Source organism: Streptomyces sp. NPDC093089 (genome assembly GCF_044754405.1).
Classification (GTDB): domain Bacteria; phylum Actinomycetota; class Actinomycetes; order Streptomycetales; family Streptomycetaceae; genus Streptomyces.
Map to the genome: position 1 here is coordinate 129,098 of NZ_JBIVPA010000003.1, position 16,410 is coordinate 145,507.

At 71.5% G+C, this 16,410-nt stretch carries 12 protein-coding genes; 5 read left to right on the plus strand and 7 right to left on the minus strand.

The window, feature by feature from the left end; translation table 11 throughout:
• The first annotated feature begins 8 nt into the window (after positions 1-8).
• Entirely contained in the window at positions 9-1,253 is a 1,245-nt protein-coding gene (locus ACIQFX_RS07570) for a cytochrome P450 (RefSeq protein ID WP_402459797.1), read from the plus strand.
• A 205-nt stretch (positions 1,254-1,458) separates the two neighbouring features.
• Positions 1,459-2,031, plus strand: a complete 573-nt coding sequence (locus tag ACIQFX_RS07575; protein ID WP_402459799.1) for a DM13 domain-containing protein — start codon at positions 1,459-1,461, stop codon at positions 2,029-2,031.
• Between the two features lie 78 nt (positions 2,032-2,109).
• Here the strand turns inward: ACIQFX_RS07575 and ACIQFX_RS07580 are convergent, their stop codons facing one another.
• The 5 genes from ACIQFX_RS07580 to sigK form a co-directional block, all read right to left on the minus strand.
• Entirely contained in the window at positions 2,110-2,961 is an 852-nt protein-coding gene (locus ACIQFX_RS07580; RefSeq protein ID WP_402459800.1) for a hypothetical protein, read from the minus strand.
• A 64-nt stretch (positions 2,962-3,025) separates the two neighbouring features.
• Positions 3,026-10,390: a DNRLRE domain-containing protein gene (locus tag ACIQFX_RS07585; RefSeq protein ID WP_402459802.1), complete on the minus strand. Its 7,365-nt coding sequence runs from the start codon at positions 10,388-10,390 to the stop codon at positions 3,026-3,028.
• 388 nt (positions 10,391-10,778) lie between these two features.
• Positions 10,779-10,994 (minus strand): DUF6243 family protein, encoded by a 216-nt coding sequence (locus ACIQFX_RS07590; protein ID WP_402459804.1) that lies wholly within the window; start codon positions 10,992-10,994, stop codon positions 10,779-10,781.
• Between the two features lie 232 nt (positions 10,995-11,226).
• Positions 11,227-11,976 (minus strand): anti-sigma factor domain-containing protein, encoded by a 750-nt coding sequence (locus ACIQFX_RS07595; RefSeq protein WP_402459806.1) that lies wholly within the window; start codon positions 11,974-11,976, stop codon positions 11,227-11,229.
• Positions 11,973-12,566 carry an ECF RNA polymerase sigma factor SigK gene (sigK, locus tag ACIQFX_RS07600; protein ID WP_402459807.1) on the minus strand — a complete coding sequence of 198 codons (594 nt, stop codon included), beginning with the start codon at positions 12,564-12,566 and terminating at the stop codon, positions 11,973-11,975. Before sigK ends, ACIQFX_RS07595 begins: the two co-directional genes overlap by 4 nt.
• Positions 12,567-12,943: 377 nt before the next feature.
• On the opposite strand from sigK, the gene ACIQFX_RS07605 reads away from it, so the two are divergent.
• Positions 12,944-13,579, plus strand: coding sequence for a fasciclin domain-containing protein (locus tag ACIQFX_RS07605; protein WP_402460676.1), 636 nt, complete (start codon positions 12,944-12,946; stop codon positions 13,577-13,579).
• 43 nt (positions 13,580-13,622) lie between these two features.
• Here the strand turns inward: ACIQFX_RS07605 and ACIQFX_RS07610 are convergent, their stop codons facing one another.
• Positions 13,623-14,255: a LacI family DNA-binding transcriptional regulator gene (locus ACIQFX_RS07610; protein ID WP_402459809.1), complete on the minus strand. Its 633-nt coding sequence runs from the start codon at positions 14,253-14,255 to the stop codon at positions 13,623-13,625.
• A gap of 92 nt (positions 14,256-14,347) precedes the next feature.
• Positions 14,348-14,533 (minus strand): hypothetical protein, encoded by a 186-nt coding sequence (locus tag ACIQFX_RS07615; RefSeq protein WP_402459811.1) that lies wholly within the window; start codon positions 14,531-14,533, stop codon positions 14,348-14,350.
• On the opposite strand from ACIQFX_RS07615, the gene ACIQFX_RS07620 reads away from it, so the two are divergent.
• Positions 14,480-15,034: a hypothetical protein gene (locus ACIQFX_RS07620; protein ID WP_402459813.1), complete on the plus strand. Its 555-nt coding sequence runs from the start codon at positions 14,480-14,482 to the stop codon at positions 15,032-15,034. The two genes, ACIQFX_RS07615 and ACIQFX_RS07620, sit on opposite strands and share 54 nt — an antisense overlap.
• 205 nt (positions 15,035-15,239) lie before the next feature.
• Positions 15,240-16,343: a PP2C family protein-serine/threonine phosphatase gene (locus ACIQFX_RS07625; RefSeq protein WP_402459815.1), complete on the plus strand. Its 1,104-nt coding sequence runs from the start codon at positions 15,240-15,242 to the stop codon at positions 16,341-16,343.
• Positions 16,344-16,410 lie beyond the last annotated feature (67 nt).

Sequence of the window (16,410 nt, forward strand, 5' to 3'; positions counted from 1 at the left end):
GACCTGCCATGACGCGAACCCTGCTGCACCAGATCCTGGACTACGCCAACCGGGCCGACCCGTACCCGATCTACGAAGAGCTGCGGAAGACACCGGTCCACCACGAGGCCGACGGGCCCTACGTGGTCAGCACCTACTACGAGATCCGCAGCCTTCTCCACGATCCCCGGATCAGCTCCGACGCCCGCAACCTGGCGTCCGGCAGCGCCGGCCCCCTGCCCGAAGCGGCCCCCGAGGAGAGCGCCCTGCCGCCGGGCTTCCTACGGCTCGACCCGCCGGAGCACGACCGGATGCGGCGCATGACGAACCGGCACTTCGGCCCGCCGCACTCCCCCCACCGGGTCGACGGAATGCGCCCGGAACTCCACGACATCGTCGCCGGCCTCATCGACGGCCTCGGCGACCCGGGCCGGATCGACCTGGTGGAGGAGTTCTCCTACCCGTTCCCGGTGACGGTGATCTGCCGACTGCTCGGCGTGCCGCGCGAGGACGAAGCACGCTTCCACACCTGGGCGGACACCCTGGCCGCCAGCCTGGACCCCGACCCGGACGCCGATCCCGCCGAACGCGGCAAGGGCGGCACGGACGCGCACGACGCCCGGATGCAGTTGGGCATGTACCTGGCCGGCCTGATCGAGGAGCGCCGCAAGAACCCCGGCGACGACATGCTCTCCCAGCTGGCGACGGCCAAGGGCCAGGACGGCCCCATGACCACGATGGAGCTGCTCAGCACCGCGGCCCTGCTGCTGATCGCGGGGCACGAGACCACGGTCAACCTCATCACCAACGGCATGCTGACCCTGCTGCGCAACCCCGACGTCCTCCAGCGCCTCCGGAACGAACCGCGCCTGGCCGTGCCCCTCGTCGAGGAGCTCCTGCGCTTCGAGCCGCCGGTGCAGCTGCTGCCCCAGCGCACCACCCTCGCCGACATCGAGGTCCGCGGCGTCACCATCCCCAAGGGCTCCACCCTCTGGCTGGTCCTCGCGTCCGGCAACCGCGACCCCCAGCGCTTCGAGAACCCCGACCGCTTCGACCCCGACCGACGGGACATCCAGCACCTCGGCCTCGGCAGCGGCATCCACAGCTGCTTCGGCGCACCCCTCGCCCGTCTGGAGGCCCAACTCGCCCTGTCGGAGCTGGCCCGCAGACTGGACAACCCCCGTCTCCTCGACGACCCGCCGCCCTACCGCCAGAACGCCGTACTGCGCGGACCGCGCCACCTGCGGATCACCTGCGACGGGATCCGTCCCTGAGGGGCGTCCTGTCGATCATGCCGGCCGCGCCGGTTCCGGCGCTGGTCGCCACGTCACCGTGGTCCACGAGGAGCACGTCCCGATCCACACGCACCCCGGGGAAGGGGACCTGAGGCCTTCGCTGTCCTCCTGTAGGACCTTTCGCCGGTACGGCCGGTCGCGTTGGATGGGTCGGAGAAGACGTGAGGTGTGAAGGAGGTGCGCCGTGGGGCGCGTCACGAAGAAGCAGTGGTGGGCGGGGGCGGTGCTCGGCGCCGCGGTGGTCGTGGTGGCCGGGCTGGTGTGGTTCAAGCCCTGGGCGCTGTGGGTGGACGAGACCGTCAACGAGGCGCTGCCCTCCGCGGCCACGCCGACCGGGCCGCGAACGGTGCCCACGAGCCCGTCGTCCTCCGGGGCGGCCGCGCCGTCCGCAATGCCGGCCGGCCCGACCACCGTGGCGCAGGGCTCGTTCATCAGCCACGAGCACACGACGACCGGCACGGTGAAGATCGTCCGGCTCGCCGACGGCACCCACACGCTCCGGCTCGAAGGCCTCGACACGAGCAACGGTCCCGACCTGCGCGTGTGGTTGAGCGACGCGCCGGTGAAGGAGGGGAAGGCCGGCTGGGGCGTCTTCGACGACGGGAAGTACGTCAACCTCGCCAAGCTCAAGGGGAACAAGGGCGACCAGAACTATCAGCTGCCGGCGGACCTCGACTTGTCGGCATACACGAGCGTGAGCATCTGGTGCGACCGCTTCGACGTCTCCTTCGGTGCTGCGGAGATCGTCCCCACCTGACACCGTGCGAGGGCGTGGTGGGGATGTCCCCGGCACCGTCGAGCGAGGCTGGACGAACCGCTGAACGACCGCTGCCCGTCAGCCCCTGCGGACCTCGCGCGGTGCGTGGCTGTAGTGGGCGTGGCCGCGTTCGAGGGCGACGAAGGCGAGGCGGGGGTTGTCGAGGAGGGGGGAGAGGTCGCCGTCGACCACGCGCGTCGAACCGGAGAGGATCACTTCGCGGAGTGCGGGGTGGTCGGCGACGGGGGAGAGGGAGGCGATGTCGCCGCTGTTCTCCAGTTCGAGGCGCTGGAGGAGGGGGAGACCGGAGACGAAGGCGATCGTGTCGGACTTGGCGGAGAGCAGGGACACGTCCTGCAGCGCCGCGGCACCGGTCAGCAGCTCGGGACGGGCGATCCGGCCGTCGTAGAGGCGGAGTTCGCGGAGGGCCGGGAAGAGCGGGGCGCCTTCCATGTCGGTGACGTGCTTGCGGCCGGTTTCGAGGCGGAGCTTGCGCAGGGCCGGCTTGGGTCCGAGCGCGGAGAGGGACGCGCCCTTCCACTCGGGCAGGACGAGGTCGTCGAGGGACGGCAGGAGGGGGAGGGACCGGGACACGACCGGCCACGGGGCCTCCAGTTCCCGGAGTTCCGGCAGGCCGGACAGGTCCAGTTCCCCGGTGGCGGACGCGGGAAGGCGCAGCCGTACGAGTGCGGGGCAGCGCGTCACGGGGGAGAGGTCCGGGACGCCGCCGAGGACGCGGAGGCTGCGCAGCCCGGGGACGTCGGGGAGGAAGGCGAGGTCGGCGGCGGGGCCGGTCCTGCGGCGTGCGGGTGCTCCGATGACCAGCCCGTCGCAGGTGCCGTCCTCGAACCGCTCGGCGTACGCGGGATCCCACGGTTCGTCGGTCACGAACATCTCGGACCACCCGTCGCGCCGTCGGGCGATCTTCATGCCTACTCCTCCGGGGGAAGAAAGAAAGGGGGGTGGGGACGGAACGTCCCCACCCCCCTCACCGTCAGCAGTGAGCGTACTTCCTGGACGGTCGGATCTTGTTGGTCAGCGTCGCGCCGCCGTAGCACTTGTAGCGATTGTACAAGCCCTGTTCGAGCCTGCGGAGGCTGCCCTTGCTCCGCTCGTGGTAGCGGATCGACTTCACGTTGTTGAGCTTGCCCTTCTTGTCGTGCTGGTGCATGCGCCGGTGCATGTTCTTCGACTTGCCGACGTAGTACGAGCCGTTGTTGTACTTGATGACGTAGACGCCCCGCTTGCGGGGGGCCTTCCTGGCGTGCCGGTTGAGGTTGCAACTGGCGTTGTGGACGAGCGTGTCCGCGGTGCCGTCGAAGACGACGTACGTGTGGACGTTCCCGACGTTGAGGTTGAAGACCAGCTGGTCCGCGAGCTCGCCGAGGTTGCGGACGGCCCGTACCTCGTGGGCCGTGTCGTCCGTCGACCGGAGCGCGTCGCCGGGGACGAGGTCGACGGCCTTGGTCCAGCCCTTGTCCTCGACCCACACCGGGTGGTCGGCGGTCGCCGTGAGCGGCGGGGTCGCCGGGTCGAGGTCCGTGTCGATCGCCACCATGTGCTTGGTGCCGGAGCCGGTGTACACCTCCAGGACGGGCTGGGCGGTGGTCAGACCGGTCGCCGGGTCCAGCGCCGTCACCAGGTCACCCGCCCGCACGTCTCCGATCGGCAGGTAGCTGCCGTCGGCCATCAGCACGGGTGTGTCCGGTGCGAAGGAGTTGCACCGTGAGCGCCGGAAGACCCTCTTCGCCCGTGAGGCCATGCGGCTGACGCGGCCCGCCTTGCGGAGGGCGCGCGCCGCCTTGAAGCCTCTGACCGCGAGGCGGCCGGCGGATCCGAAGGCGACGCCGACGCTCATCTCGGCGGCCTTGCGCCAGTTGCCGGTGGCGGCGTAGGAGATCGCTCCGACGGCGGAGGCGATGTTGCCGATGGGGCCGGGGATGTACGAGGCGATTTCCGCTACGCGGGCGACGCGCTTGAACATCTTCTTGAAGCTGAAGCCCCAGTTCCCGTCGAGGTCCGTGCAGTTGACGGGGTCGCCGCTGCAGTAGTCGTACGGGTTGGCGTTGCCGCCGGGCTCCGGGTCGACCTGGAGGAACCGGCCGAGCGCGGGCGCGTAGAGACGGGCGCCCATGAGGACGACGTCGTCGAGCGCCTCGGAGGACCGCTGCTTGGCGCCGAGCCAGCCGTAGCGCTGGGTGGCCTGGCCCTCGGCGGGGACGCCGAACTCGTCGAAGGCGAAGACCTTCGGCGAGGTCGTCGCGGTGTCGAGGGTGACCGCCACGTCGCCGTGGAGGTTGGCGAACTGCAGCTCCACGTCGCCGGTCGCGGAGGTGGTGGCGGTCAGGTCGCCGTCCGGGCCGGAGACGTTGCGGGTGAGGGTGCCCTGGGTGGTGTCCTCGATGGTCCAGCGGGGCTCGTCGGAGTCGTCTCCGTAGTGGTTGAGCTTGCTGGTCGCGTTGGCCCAGGTGCCGTCGGCCTGCTTGGCCTCCGTGGTGAAGGCGGTGAAGCGGTGGGCCGGGTCGAGGGACCAGGACTGGCGCTTGTCGCCGGCGGTCTGGGAGGCGACGAGGTCGTTGTCCCAGTAGGTGTTGGTGGAGCCGGTGCCGGTGGCCGTGGTGCGGCCGAAGGCGTCGTACGCGTAGCCGTCGGTCAGGAGCCGGTCGGCGCTGTCGTACGAGCCGGCCGTGACCGTGCCGTTCGCCGACGTGCAGGAACCGTCCTCGGCGGCGTCGTACACCGTCTTGGAGGTGCGGTTCATGCGGCCGGTGGTGCTGCGGCCGGCCTCGTCGAAGGCGTAGGCGCGGGTGGTGCAGCCGGCGACGGTGGTCTGGGCGGCCTTGGTCAGGCGGCCGAGCCGGTCGTAGGTGTACTCCTTGCTGTCGGTGGAGTTGGTGTCCGCGGCGACGGCGCCCTGGGTCGTCATGTCCAGGTGCTGGCCGTAGACGACCTCGCCGTCGGAGACGCGGCTGTACGTACGGCCGGTGGCCGTGCCGCTCGCGTTGAAGCCGTCCTTGCGGACGTAGCCGCCGGGGTAGGTCTGCTCGGTGAGCTGGCCGTCGGGGCCGTACTTCGCGGTGAAGGTGCCCGCGACGGAGTCGGTCACGGAGGTGACCATGCCGCGGGGTTCCTTGGCGCGGTCGTAGGTGTAGGTGGTGGTTCCGGTGTTGTCGGCGACCTTGACCGGCTTGCCGAACCTGTCGAACTCGGTCGTGGTCGTGCCGCCGTCGGCGTCCGTGTAGGACAGCAGCCGGTCGAGCGCGTCGAAGGTCCGGCTGATGGTCTTGCCGCCGGCCGTGGTCCTGACCGCGTTGCCCGTCGCCGGGTCGTACTCGGTGGTGACCTCGGGGAGGTCCTGGCCGAGGTCGCCGGTGATCTTCGTGGAGACGATCCGGTCGGCCGCGTCGTAGACGGTGGTCGACGTGCGGGTCCTGCCCGCGTTGGTCTCGGTGGTCTCCTCGACGTCGCCGAAGCGGGAGTACCGGGTGATCCGCTTGACCGGCAGGGTGTCGGGCATGCGGGCGGTGTCCGCACCGGTGACCTTGCCGCCGGGCAGCGTGACGCACGGGTCGCCGGCCCACTCCGGGCGGTTGCCGCACGCGGCGTCGTCGGGGTGGGCGCCGGCCGTGTAGAACAGGGTCTTCACGGTGCCGGTGTCGGCGCCGTTCGAGCCCGGCCTGCGGGATTCGACGGCGCGGCCCGCCGCGTCGTACTTGATGGCGGCGGTCAGGTTCGCCCCGCCGGTCACGGCGTCCGTCGTCACCGAGGTCTCGGTGCGCAGCGTCCAGCCCGACGTGCCGCCGATCGGGGTGCCGTAGCCGGTCTTGGTGACCCGGACCTCGACGTCGTCGACGTAGCCCTCGACGCGGGCGCCGTCGAGGGTGGTGGTCTCCAGGTGGTAGGCCGCGCCGTCGGGCTTGCCCTCGTCGTACCGGTGCACGGTGTGCTCGCGCGCGACGACGGAGGCACCGGCGGCGAGTGCGGGCATCGGCGGGTCGGCCTGCGCCGGCACCGCCTCGTCGAGCAGGGCGCGGAAGACCGGACCGGTCTCCTCCAGGAGGTCCTGACCGTCGCGGCTGTAGACGCTGCGGGAGTCGAGCAGCGCGGCACGGGCCGCGGACTCGTCGGGCAGCCCCAGCTCGACGACCTTCTCGTCCACGTTCTCGCCGAGGCCGAGCGCCAGGAGGCGGCCGGTGGCGTCGAGGGTGCGGACGGTGTTGCCGAAGCGGTCGAACTCGGCCGTGTCGATGTCACCCGCCCCGGTCGGCGACCAGGTGGCGGTGTTCACCTCCTGTGCCGAGGCGTTCAGGTAGCGGACGACCGCCTGCTGGTAGCCGTCGGTGCCGGGGACGGTGGCGGTGGCCGTGTTCACGGCCGGAGTGGACTCGACGTCGAAGACGGCGGTGGCGTCCGTCGGGACGTCCGCCTGACCCCACTTCGCGGTGCTCGCGCCGTCGAGGTCGTACGGACCACCGGCCGCCCGGGTCAGCGGGACCTCGTAGACCACCTTCGAGACGGTCTCGCCCTCGACCACGTCCTTGCTGCCCGGCTGGAGCGCCGGACGACGGACCTGGAGCAGACGGCCCGGGTCCTGGTCGGCCCCGGCCTTGCCGTAGTCGAACGTCCAGGGCAGCTCGCCCGCGGTGTCGATCTTCGTCAGACGGTTTCCGGCGTCGTACGCGTAGACCGTCTTGAGGACCGCCGTGTCCGCGGCCGAGCCCTTGCGCGGGTCCCACGCCTCGACGAGGCGGCCCTGGGCGTCGTAGCGGTAGGCGGCCGTGTCGACGGCGTTCACGGCGCTCGCGGCCGGGTCCCACGACCAGACCCGCACGGCCTTCACGCGGTCGGCGACGTCACCGGGCACGGTGGCCGTGGCGGTGGTGGCCGTCGCGTAGACGTATTCCAGAACCTCGCAGCCTCGCGCGGGGACGGCACCGGTGCACTGGCCGGTGTCGTCCACGCCCGGCTCGGCCTCGCCGATGACGCGTTTGACGAGGGTGCGGCCGTCGGTCGTGTCGTACGTGTACCGACTGGTCGACGCCTCGTCCGTACCGGAGACGGAGTCCACGACGTGGACGTCCGAGCCGGTCTGCTTCCTGAAGCGGGTGACCGTGCCGTCGTCGTCGGTCAGGACGTAGTCGGCGCCGGACGCGGCGAGGATCAGCCCCTCCGATCCCGGCTCGGGGCTGAACGTGCCGTCCGAGCTCTTCGCGAAGGTGATCGTGGAGTCGTCGTAGCCGGTGACGACCGCGACGTCCTTGCCCGGGAAGGTCAGCGCGTGCAGCTCGTTGTCCGTCACACCGCCCGCCGCGCCGCCGGCCCACTCCGGACCGAACGGGGCGACCAGCTCGCGCAGCGACAGGTGGTCGAAGTACACGGCCTTGCCGGAGTTCGCCGGGAAGCCGTTGTACAGCCGCAGGAACGCCGTCGTGGCGTCCTTCGGAACGGTGAAGTCGAGCGTCAGCTCGGCCCACGCGTCGGTGTACGGCACCTTCCGGGAGGTCGGCTCGACGAAGCCGCCGGGCGTGGAGAAGCCCGCGTACAGGCGCAGGCCGCGTGCGTGCTGCGGGGACAGGCCGGTCGCCGAGGGGACGTACGCCCAGGCGGAGAACCGGTAGGTCCTGCCCGGCTTCATGCCCAGCTGCAGGGCGTTCTGGTCGCCGCCGACCATGGCGAAGGAGTCGCCGCTGGTGTTCGTGGTGGGGACGACCTTCAGCGAGTCGGTCGAGCCGTCCTGGCCGAGCGCGGTGTCCCGGGTGAGCGTCGCCGTGGTCGCCGAGAAGCCCGTCAGGTCCGTCGAGACGTCCTGCTGGTTCGCGGTCAGGCGCTGGCCCTGCGGCATCCAGCCGCGGTCCGTGCCCCGGGAGGAGGCCGTACGCGTCGAGGACAGGCCGAACTCGTCGGTGTCCGTCACGTTCACCGAGTAGTCACCGGTCAGCAGGTTCACCGAGCCGGGGCCGATCTCGTCGGTGGCGGCGCCGTCGGCGTTCGGGTCGACGGTGAAGCCGCGCCACTCGCTGATGTACGCGGGGTCCGTGTCACTGTTGGTGTACAGCATCGCCCGGACCTGGACGACACCGCCGACCTGGCCGAGGGTCTCCAGGACCGACCAGTTCGCGTACGCGCCGATGTCCGCCAGCGGGGTCTTCGGGGCGGTGACCGGGGTGTTGTCCTGCTTGGTCAGGTTCGCGAGCGGCACGTCGTAGACCGAGGCGCCCGGGCCGCGCCGCCACTGGTACGTGACGCGGGTGTACTTCGGCTGGGCGTCGACGGCGATCTGGACGCGTCGCGCGCTGACCGCGCCCTCGGCGGGCCGCAGCATCGCGCCCTGGCCGACCAGGAAGTCGTACACCACGGCCGTCGACAGGTTGCCCGCCTTGTCCTTCGCCTGGACGCGCAGCGTGCGGTGGCCGTCGGCGGGCGGGGTCACCGTCACCGCTGCCGTGCCGGTCGCGGCGACGGTGACCGCCGCGGCGCCGTCCAGCGAGTAGACGTAGCCGGCCAGGTCCGCCGTGCCGGAGGCCGCGGTGAACGTGAACGTGCCCGGTACGCCGCCGCCACCGTGCCACAGGTTGTCCTGCGGGTAGTCCGTCGAGGAGACGAACGGCGCGCCGGGCTTGGTGGTGTCGACCGTGAAGGTCTGCCAGGCCGACCAGGTGCCGTTCCAGTCCTGACCGTCGTAGACCGCCGCCCGCCACTTGTACGAGCCCTGCGCCAGGGCCGTGCCCGGTGTCCAGGTCGCGGTGGCACCGGAGGCGACGTACGCCGAGGTGCCCGACTGCAGCGCCGCCGTCCCGTCGGACTTCCAGACCTCGAACGTCAGCCGGACGGTGTTGCCGTCGGCGTCGACGGCCTTGCCCGACAGCGTCGGCGTCGTGTCGTTCGTCGCCGCACCGGTCAGCGGGGACAGCGGCGTGGCCGCGCCCGGCTTGGTGTTGTACGTGACCGAGATGTAGGGCGTGTTCGAGGCCGCGTTGCCGGAGTTGAACTTCTTCCAGGCGAACTCGTCGGTCTCGTCCGTGGCCCGGATGCCGAGCGTGTTCGTCCCGTTGCCGTTCGCCGCCCAAGCGGCGGCCAGGCTGGTGATGTCCGTGCTCACCCAGCCGTCGGCACACGAGGACGAGTAGCCCTTGGTGGCCGTGGAGGTGGACCACTTCCGGTTCCAGTTCGGCTGGGAGGTCCAGCGCGTGGCGGTGGAGGCGGAGCTGGTGTCCCAGACCTCCCAGCTGCGCGCACTGCACGACCAGGAGTGGAAGTTCCACAGGTTCAGGCTCGACGACTTGATCACCTTGCCGGAGATCTTCGCCATCGGGAAGGCCAGGAACGAACGGGCCACCTGGCCCTCGCCGTTGTAGCCCAGCTTGAGCTCCGTCGCGGCCGACTGGTCGGACGTGAACCCCTGCTGCACGAAGGCGTCGAAGCTCGCCCCGATGTTCACGGCCGGGTCGACCGTGACAGGGAACCTCGTCGCCGGGTCGGCGAGGAAGGCCGCGTCCGGAGTGAGCGTGAGGTCGACCGCGCTGCCGTTCTGCGTGACCTTCAGGCCGACGTCCGCGCGGTTCTCGTGCTCGCCCGTGTTCGGGTCGACCGTCGCGTCCCACATCACCGGCGCGGGCAGGACGCCCGCCTCCTTGCCGGTCTCCTTGTCCAGGAACGTCACCGAGCGGTCCGCGTTGGCCCTGACCGTCAGGCCCTTGGCCTTGAGCGACAGCGTCACCGAACCGGTGGCGTCGACGGCGCTGCGGTCCTTCAGCTCCAGGAACTGCTCGAAACCGGTCCGGGTCGACTCGATCACCATGTCGGTGCCGGTCGTCACCCCCGCATAGCGGGCCTCGGTCCCGTGCACCGTCGGATCCGGCAGGGCACCGCGCCACGACAGGGTCATCCCGTGACCCTCACCGCTGTCGAGCGACACCAGCGGGACGGCCGGCGTCCTCTTCTCGCCCGGCTCACCGCCCGACGCCTCGACCCGCGCGACCTCCGCGGCCGACGACTCTCCCGCCAGCACCAGGTCCATCGGGTGCGCCACCGCGCGCACCCCGCCACCCGGCGCCTCGACCAGGCTCGGATCGACCGTGCGCCAGGTCGCGCCGTCGTCCTGGAACCGGACCGGACCGGTGTACGTGTCCAACGACATCGAGCCGTCCGGGTTGGCCCAGCTCGTCGTGGACTCCGTCCGCTCCCCGGTCACCTCGATCCGCCGACCCTGCAGCCGAGCCATCAGCAACGCCGACGCGGCGTCCCCCGCCTCGGCCGGCCCCTTCACGTCCTGCGGCCCCTCGACCGGTCCCCGGTCGGGTATCGCCGCAGTCGCCATCCCCTCCATCAGCCCGAAGGTCATCACCAGAGCCGTGGCCAAGGCTATGCGCCTCATCCGGCCAGGCGAAGGCAGCGGATGCCGCTCGCGCAGAGCGGACGTCCGTCGTCTCATCCCGTTCGTTCCTCCCCTTGTTGATCACCCGTTGGTGACGGGGAAGGAATGTACCGCAATCAAATACGGTAATTTATAAGGCAATTCGCCCTCTCGTCGGCGTTCTGCGCGAGGGAGGCGCTGAATCTCGCACCCCTCTGTACGCGCCGTCGACACGAGGCGACGGGGGCCGTTCTCCCGCAGAACCCGGCGATTTCCGGTCACAGCGGTCACCGGCGGTCGGGTCGGCAGCGCACCCCTACACGGCGACAGGGCCCGGACGTGTGCGGCCGTCCGGGCCCTGCCTCGTGGAGTGCCGCCCTGCGGCGGCGGTGCGTCAGCTCTGCGCGGTGTCGTCGCCCGCCTCTTCGACGTCCTCGGCCGCGCGTACCTTCTCGCGCATCTTGCGCACCAGCTCCGCCTTCTGGTCGGCCGCACCCTTGCGGTCGAGGTTGCGGTGCGGCCCGTTGTCCTGCCGCTCGGCGCGGGACAGCCTCTTGCGCTGCCCGCCGCCCTGGCCCACGGGGTTGTTGATGTTCTTGCTGTCGGTCACGGGTTCTCCCGGTGGTGATGTGCGGTGAGCTACGGATTCATCGGTGGGGGGACGGGCACGGCGTCGTCGAAGGTCGTCGACGGGAGCCCGTCACGCTCTCACTCGTAAATCGGCGTCTGGAAGAACATGACAAAGACGTTACCCGCTTCCGCGGCCCCCACGCGCCAGGATTTTCTCCGCCCGTGTCCTTGGCCGGTCGGTGCGGCCTTCCTGAGGGCAGCTGGGTGAACCGTCAGGTGGGGAGGGCCATCAGCATCAGGGGAGTGGTGGTGGGCTGGGGGGATCCTCCGGTGGGTTCGAGGGTGAGGCCGACGGCGCCCGCGTCGGCGGGGTTCCCGGTGAGTACGACGGTGCCGTCGTGGTCGATCAGTCCGGCCGGGCTCATGGTGCCGTCGTGGTCGAGCCAGAGTTGGTAGGTCTTGCCCGTGCCGGGGGCGGGCAGGTTGGCGGCGGTGAAGACGGCCTTGTTCTGCTGCTCGGAGGAGACGACGGTCGTCAGAGCCCCGTTGGCGGCCTTGCCGTGAACGGTCTGGGCATCCGGGGCCGCCAGGACGGAACCGACCGCGTCGAGCTCCTGCTGGGCCTGGCGGGCCTGCTGCTCCAGCTCCTGTACGTTCTGCGTCTGCCAGACCGCGACGCCTCCCAGTACGGCGGCTGCCACGACGGCGGCCAGGGCGAGCGGCAGGGCCCTGCGGCGCAGCACCTCGCGGAGGGCGGGTGGGGCGACGGGGGTGGGAACGCGCGGCGGGAGCTGGCGTACGCCGTCGATGGCGGCCATGACCTGTGCTTTGGCCGCCGCGGGCGGCACCTGGGACACCGCTGCCGCCAGGCGTGCCGCGGTGGCCTCGAATTCCGCTGCTTCCTGGCGGCAGGCTTCGCACGTCCGCAGGTGGTCTTCGAACGCGGCGCGCTCGCCGGGGTCGAGCGCGCCCAGGGCGTAGGGGGCGGCGAGGGTGTGGGCGTCGGTGGCGTGGTGCTTCATGTGGTCACCCCCATGCAGTCGCGGAGCCGGATGAGCCCGTCGCGCATGCGTGTCTTGATGGTGGGAAGAGGCGTGCGCAGGGTTTCGGCGACTTCACGGTAGGTCAGGCCCTGGTAGTAGGCCAGGGTCACGGCCTGGCGCTGGAGCTCGGTCAGGCCGCGCATGCAACGGCGGACCTGCTCGGACTCCAGCCGGGTCTCGACCTGCTCGGCGACCTCGTCGAACGCGGTGGTGTGCTCGCGGGCTGCCTGGGCGTGCTCGCGGTCGATGGCGGCCTGGGCGGAGCGGACCCGGTCCACGGCCCGGCGGTGGGCGATGGTCGCCGCCCACGTCCTGACGGAACCGGCATCGGGCCGGTACCGGGCGGCCTGGCGCCACAGATCGATCATGACCTCCTGGGCGACCTCCTCCGACTGCGCCCGGTCGCGCACGACCTTGAGCACGATCCCGAAGACCAGGGGCGCGAGGGCGTCGTACAGGGCGGAGAACGCCTGCTTGTCGCCGTGGGCGACCTTCCGCATGACGCCGGTGAGGTCGGCACGGCCGGTGTCGGCGGGACGGCCGGTGCCGAAGGGAATCGGTTGGTTCATCGGCGGCGCTCCGGCCGTGGTGGAAAGCCGAAGGGACGGCCGGGCACGGCCGTCGGGGGGCGGAGCGTGCATCGCATGTCAGTCCTCGACTCGTCGCTGAGGCAGTGGTGGGGCGACCCCGCGGGTCGGGTCGGCCACCACGGGGAGTGGGGCTTCTCAGCAGTACTTCGTAGCGGACGTGCGTGCGGATGGGAGGCCGCTCGGTTCACTCTTTCGAGGGGTGGGCCAATCCGTTGGGCGGGCGCTGCCGAATTCCTGGTGTGAGCAGCTTCCGCACCGTCTCCGGGACCTCGGGGACCGGCCCGCAGGTCGATTCCGACAGCCCGACTCACACGTTCTTCCACCTTTACCGGCAGTCCTTCAAGGAGCAGAAGACCATGAACAGCATGAAGATCCGCCGCACCGCGATCGCCGTCGCCGCGGCAGCCCTGCTGCCCTTCTCCCTGGCCGCGTGCTCCGACTCCGGCAGCGAGACCAAGGCCGCCTCCACCGCGGCCGCCGGGGACGAGGCGAAGACGGCCACGAGCACACCGTCGGACGACCAGCCCTTCGGTCCCGCCTGTGCCGCCGTTCCCGAGGAGGGCGCCGGTTCCTTCGACGGCATGGCCAAGGACCCCGTCGCCACCGCGGCCTCCCACAACCCGGCCCTGTCGACGCTGGTCACGGCGGTCAAGCAGGCCGGGCTCGTCGACACTCTCAACAACGCCGAGGACATCACGGTCTTCGCGCCGACCAACGACGCCTTCGCGAAGATCCCGAAGGCCGATCTCGACAAGGTCCTCGCGGACAAGGAGAAGCTCACCGAGATCCTGACCTACCACGTCGTCGGCCAGAGGCTGACGCCGAAGCAGCTGGAGAACGGCAGCTTCGAGACCCTGCAGAAGGGCATGCTGACGACCAGCGGTTCGGGCGAGTCCTACAAGGTCAACGACACCGCGAACGTGGTCTGCGGCAACGTCAAGACCGCCAACGCCAACGTCTACGTCATCGACACCGTCCTGATGCCGAAGTAGCACCCCTGCCGGCAGACCGGTTCGTCGACCGCGTACGGGCCGGTCAGGCGGGTGGCGCGGTGCTTCCCCTGACCACGAGCTGGGTGGCGAGTTCGAGGCGGAGGTTCGCGACGGGTTCGCCGTCGATGATCCGGAGCAGGGTGTTGGCCGCCATGGCCGCCATGTCGAAGAGCGGCTGGCGGACGGTGGTGAGCGGCGGGTGCGTCCAGCGGGCGACGGGCAGGTCGTCGAAGCCGACGATGCTGATGTCCTCGGGGATCCGGCGCCCTCGGGCCCGCAGTTCCTCGAAGGCGCCGAGCGCCTGGAGGTCGCTGGCGGCGAAGATCGCGGTGGGCGGCTCCTCGCCCGCCGCCGCGAGGCGGTCGAGCAGTCGGGCCGTCTCGCGGCGGCCCGAGGCGTCGTTGAACTCCCCGTGCGGGGCGAAGCCCGCCGGTACGGGGAGTTCGGCACGTTCCATGGTGGCCCGGTAGCCGTCGGCGCGGGCCCGGCGGCGGGCGGGGCGGCGCTGGTAGCCGACGACGTCCATGACCGCCTCGACCCGCTCCTTGGTGTCGGCCGACACGTCGGCGCGGTCGTTGAGGACCCTGGAGACCGTGGAGACGGAGACGCCCGCCTCCGAGGCGACCGTGTGCAGGGTGACCCTGCCGCCGTGCGCGTCCGTCCGCTGCCCGGTCATGACCTGCCTTCCGCTCCGGGGTGTCCCATGGGCTCCCTGCCTCGTGCTTTTCAGAAGGGTGACGGCAGGTGCGGTTCGCCCCCTTCGTGCCGTCATGGGCGTACGGGCCGGCCGTCGTGCCGTTCGCGGTAGTCGGGCCGGGCGAACTCGGCGGGGGCCCGGCCGCCGGTGAGGTCCTGGGCGCACATCCCGGCGAAGGCGCCGGTGAAGCCCCACGCCGTGTAGTGGCCGGTGTCGGGGTCGCCCCGGGTGGCGCCCTCGTCGGAGAGCGGGGTCACGTCCAGGGCGTCGCCGCCTGGGACGACTTCCAGAGCTTCGGCCGAGACGCGGACGGCGGCTCGGTCTGCTACGGGCTCCGCAGCGGCGACTGGGCCAACGACGCCCACCGCTCCTACGCCACGATGCTCGCCCAGCAGGGCAGGACGGTCCAGGTCGGCGTCAGCTGGAAGGACAACCCGCCGGGATTCGACGGCGGCGCCGTCTACGGACTCGAACAGCAGCGCGGCGACCAGTGGGTGAAGCGGCTCTTCTCGCTCATGGACTACCAGGGCCCGATCCCCAACCTGCCCGGCCGACACGACCTGCGGGGCGTGATCCGCTCGGTCGTCCACGTCGACCTCGACTTCCGCTACGGCTGGGACGGCATCGACGGCGGCGGCTTCGACTTCCCGCCGGACACCACGTGGTTCGTGGACGGCCGCCTCTCGCGGTACGGGGCGGCCAAGGCCTCCTTCCGCCAGGGCCTCGCCGCGAACGGCCTCACCGCGCGCTGCCGCTGACCGCAGCGGCCGCCCCGCGCTCTCGCCCGCCCGGCCGAAGCAGGCCGTCGTGCCCCGGTACCGCAAGGCCGCCCCCCGGCCGGCCACCGACGGTGGTGCCCCCTGGCGTCAGGTGGGCAGGCTGCCGATCGCACCGGCTACCGGGGGACCGGTGCGGCGGGTACCGTGGAATGCGCGGCGCACTCCGGCGTAGGAGCCTGGTGGTGTGGTGAAGCCAAGGAAGGCGGCGGCCGGCGAGTACCGGCGGAGCTGGCTGCGCGGGGCCCCGCCGCCCCGCTGGGTGCGGGTCCTGCCCGTGCTGCTGCTCGTCGGGGTCGGAGTGGCCTCCCTCACCGACTCCGTTCCGCTGGACATCGGCTTCCTGCTCGGCGCGGTGTCGCCCCTCGCCGTCCTGGCCTACGGGCCGTGGGCCACGGCGCTCCTCGGAGCCGCGACGATCGGGCTGCTGACGATTCCCCTCTTCCAGCTGGACCGGCCGGGCAACACCGACCTCTTCACCCTCGGTTTCGTCGCGACCCTGAGCGTCTTCGTCTCGTTCGTCCGCGGGCGCCGGGACGAGCAGCTCGACCTGGAACGCACCGTCGCCGAGACGGCACAGCGGGCCATCGTCCCGGACGTACGGCCGCGGGTCGGGCCCGTGCGCTGCGCGAGCCTGTACCGGGCCGCCGAGCGCGGCACCCTGGTGGGAGGCGACTTCTTCGACGTCCGGGACGGCCCCCACGGGGTGCGGGCCGTCCTCGGCGACGTACAGGGGCACGGTCTGGCGGCCGTCGCGACGGTCGCCTCCATCCTGGGGGCGTTCCGCGAGGCCGTGCTGGACGACGTGGACGCGGACTCGATCGCGGCGCGGCTGGACCGCAGGCTCGTGACCGACTCGGCCCGGACGGAGCACGCGGAACTCTTCGCCACGGCCGTCCTCCTGGACTTCGCGCCGTCCGGCCGTGAGGTCCGCGTCCTGGCCTGCGGCCATCCGCCGCCGGTCCTGCTGCGCGGCGGGGCCGTGAGCACCCTGGAACTCGACCCCGGCCCGCCCCTGGGGCTGGGCCTCGCCGATGTCATGCCCGGAACGGCCGCGACGGTGTCGCTGCTGCCCGGGGACCGGCTGCTCCTGGCGTCGGACGGCGTCCTGGAGGCCCGGGACGCCTCCGGCGCCTTCTACCCCTTCGGTGAGCGCCTGGCCGAGATGACCGGTGTCGGCCTCGACGAGCTGCCCGACGAGATCTGGGCCGACCTGAGCCGCTTCGCGCCCAAGATCCAGGACGACGTCACCCTGCTGATCCTCACCTCGGACACCGCAGGGCCGGGCTGACGGGACGGAGCCCGCGCGGCGCGCGAAGGCGCGGGCCGGCCGCCCACGCGGCCCGGTACGACGGCCA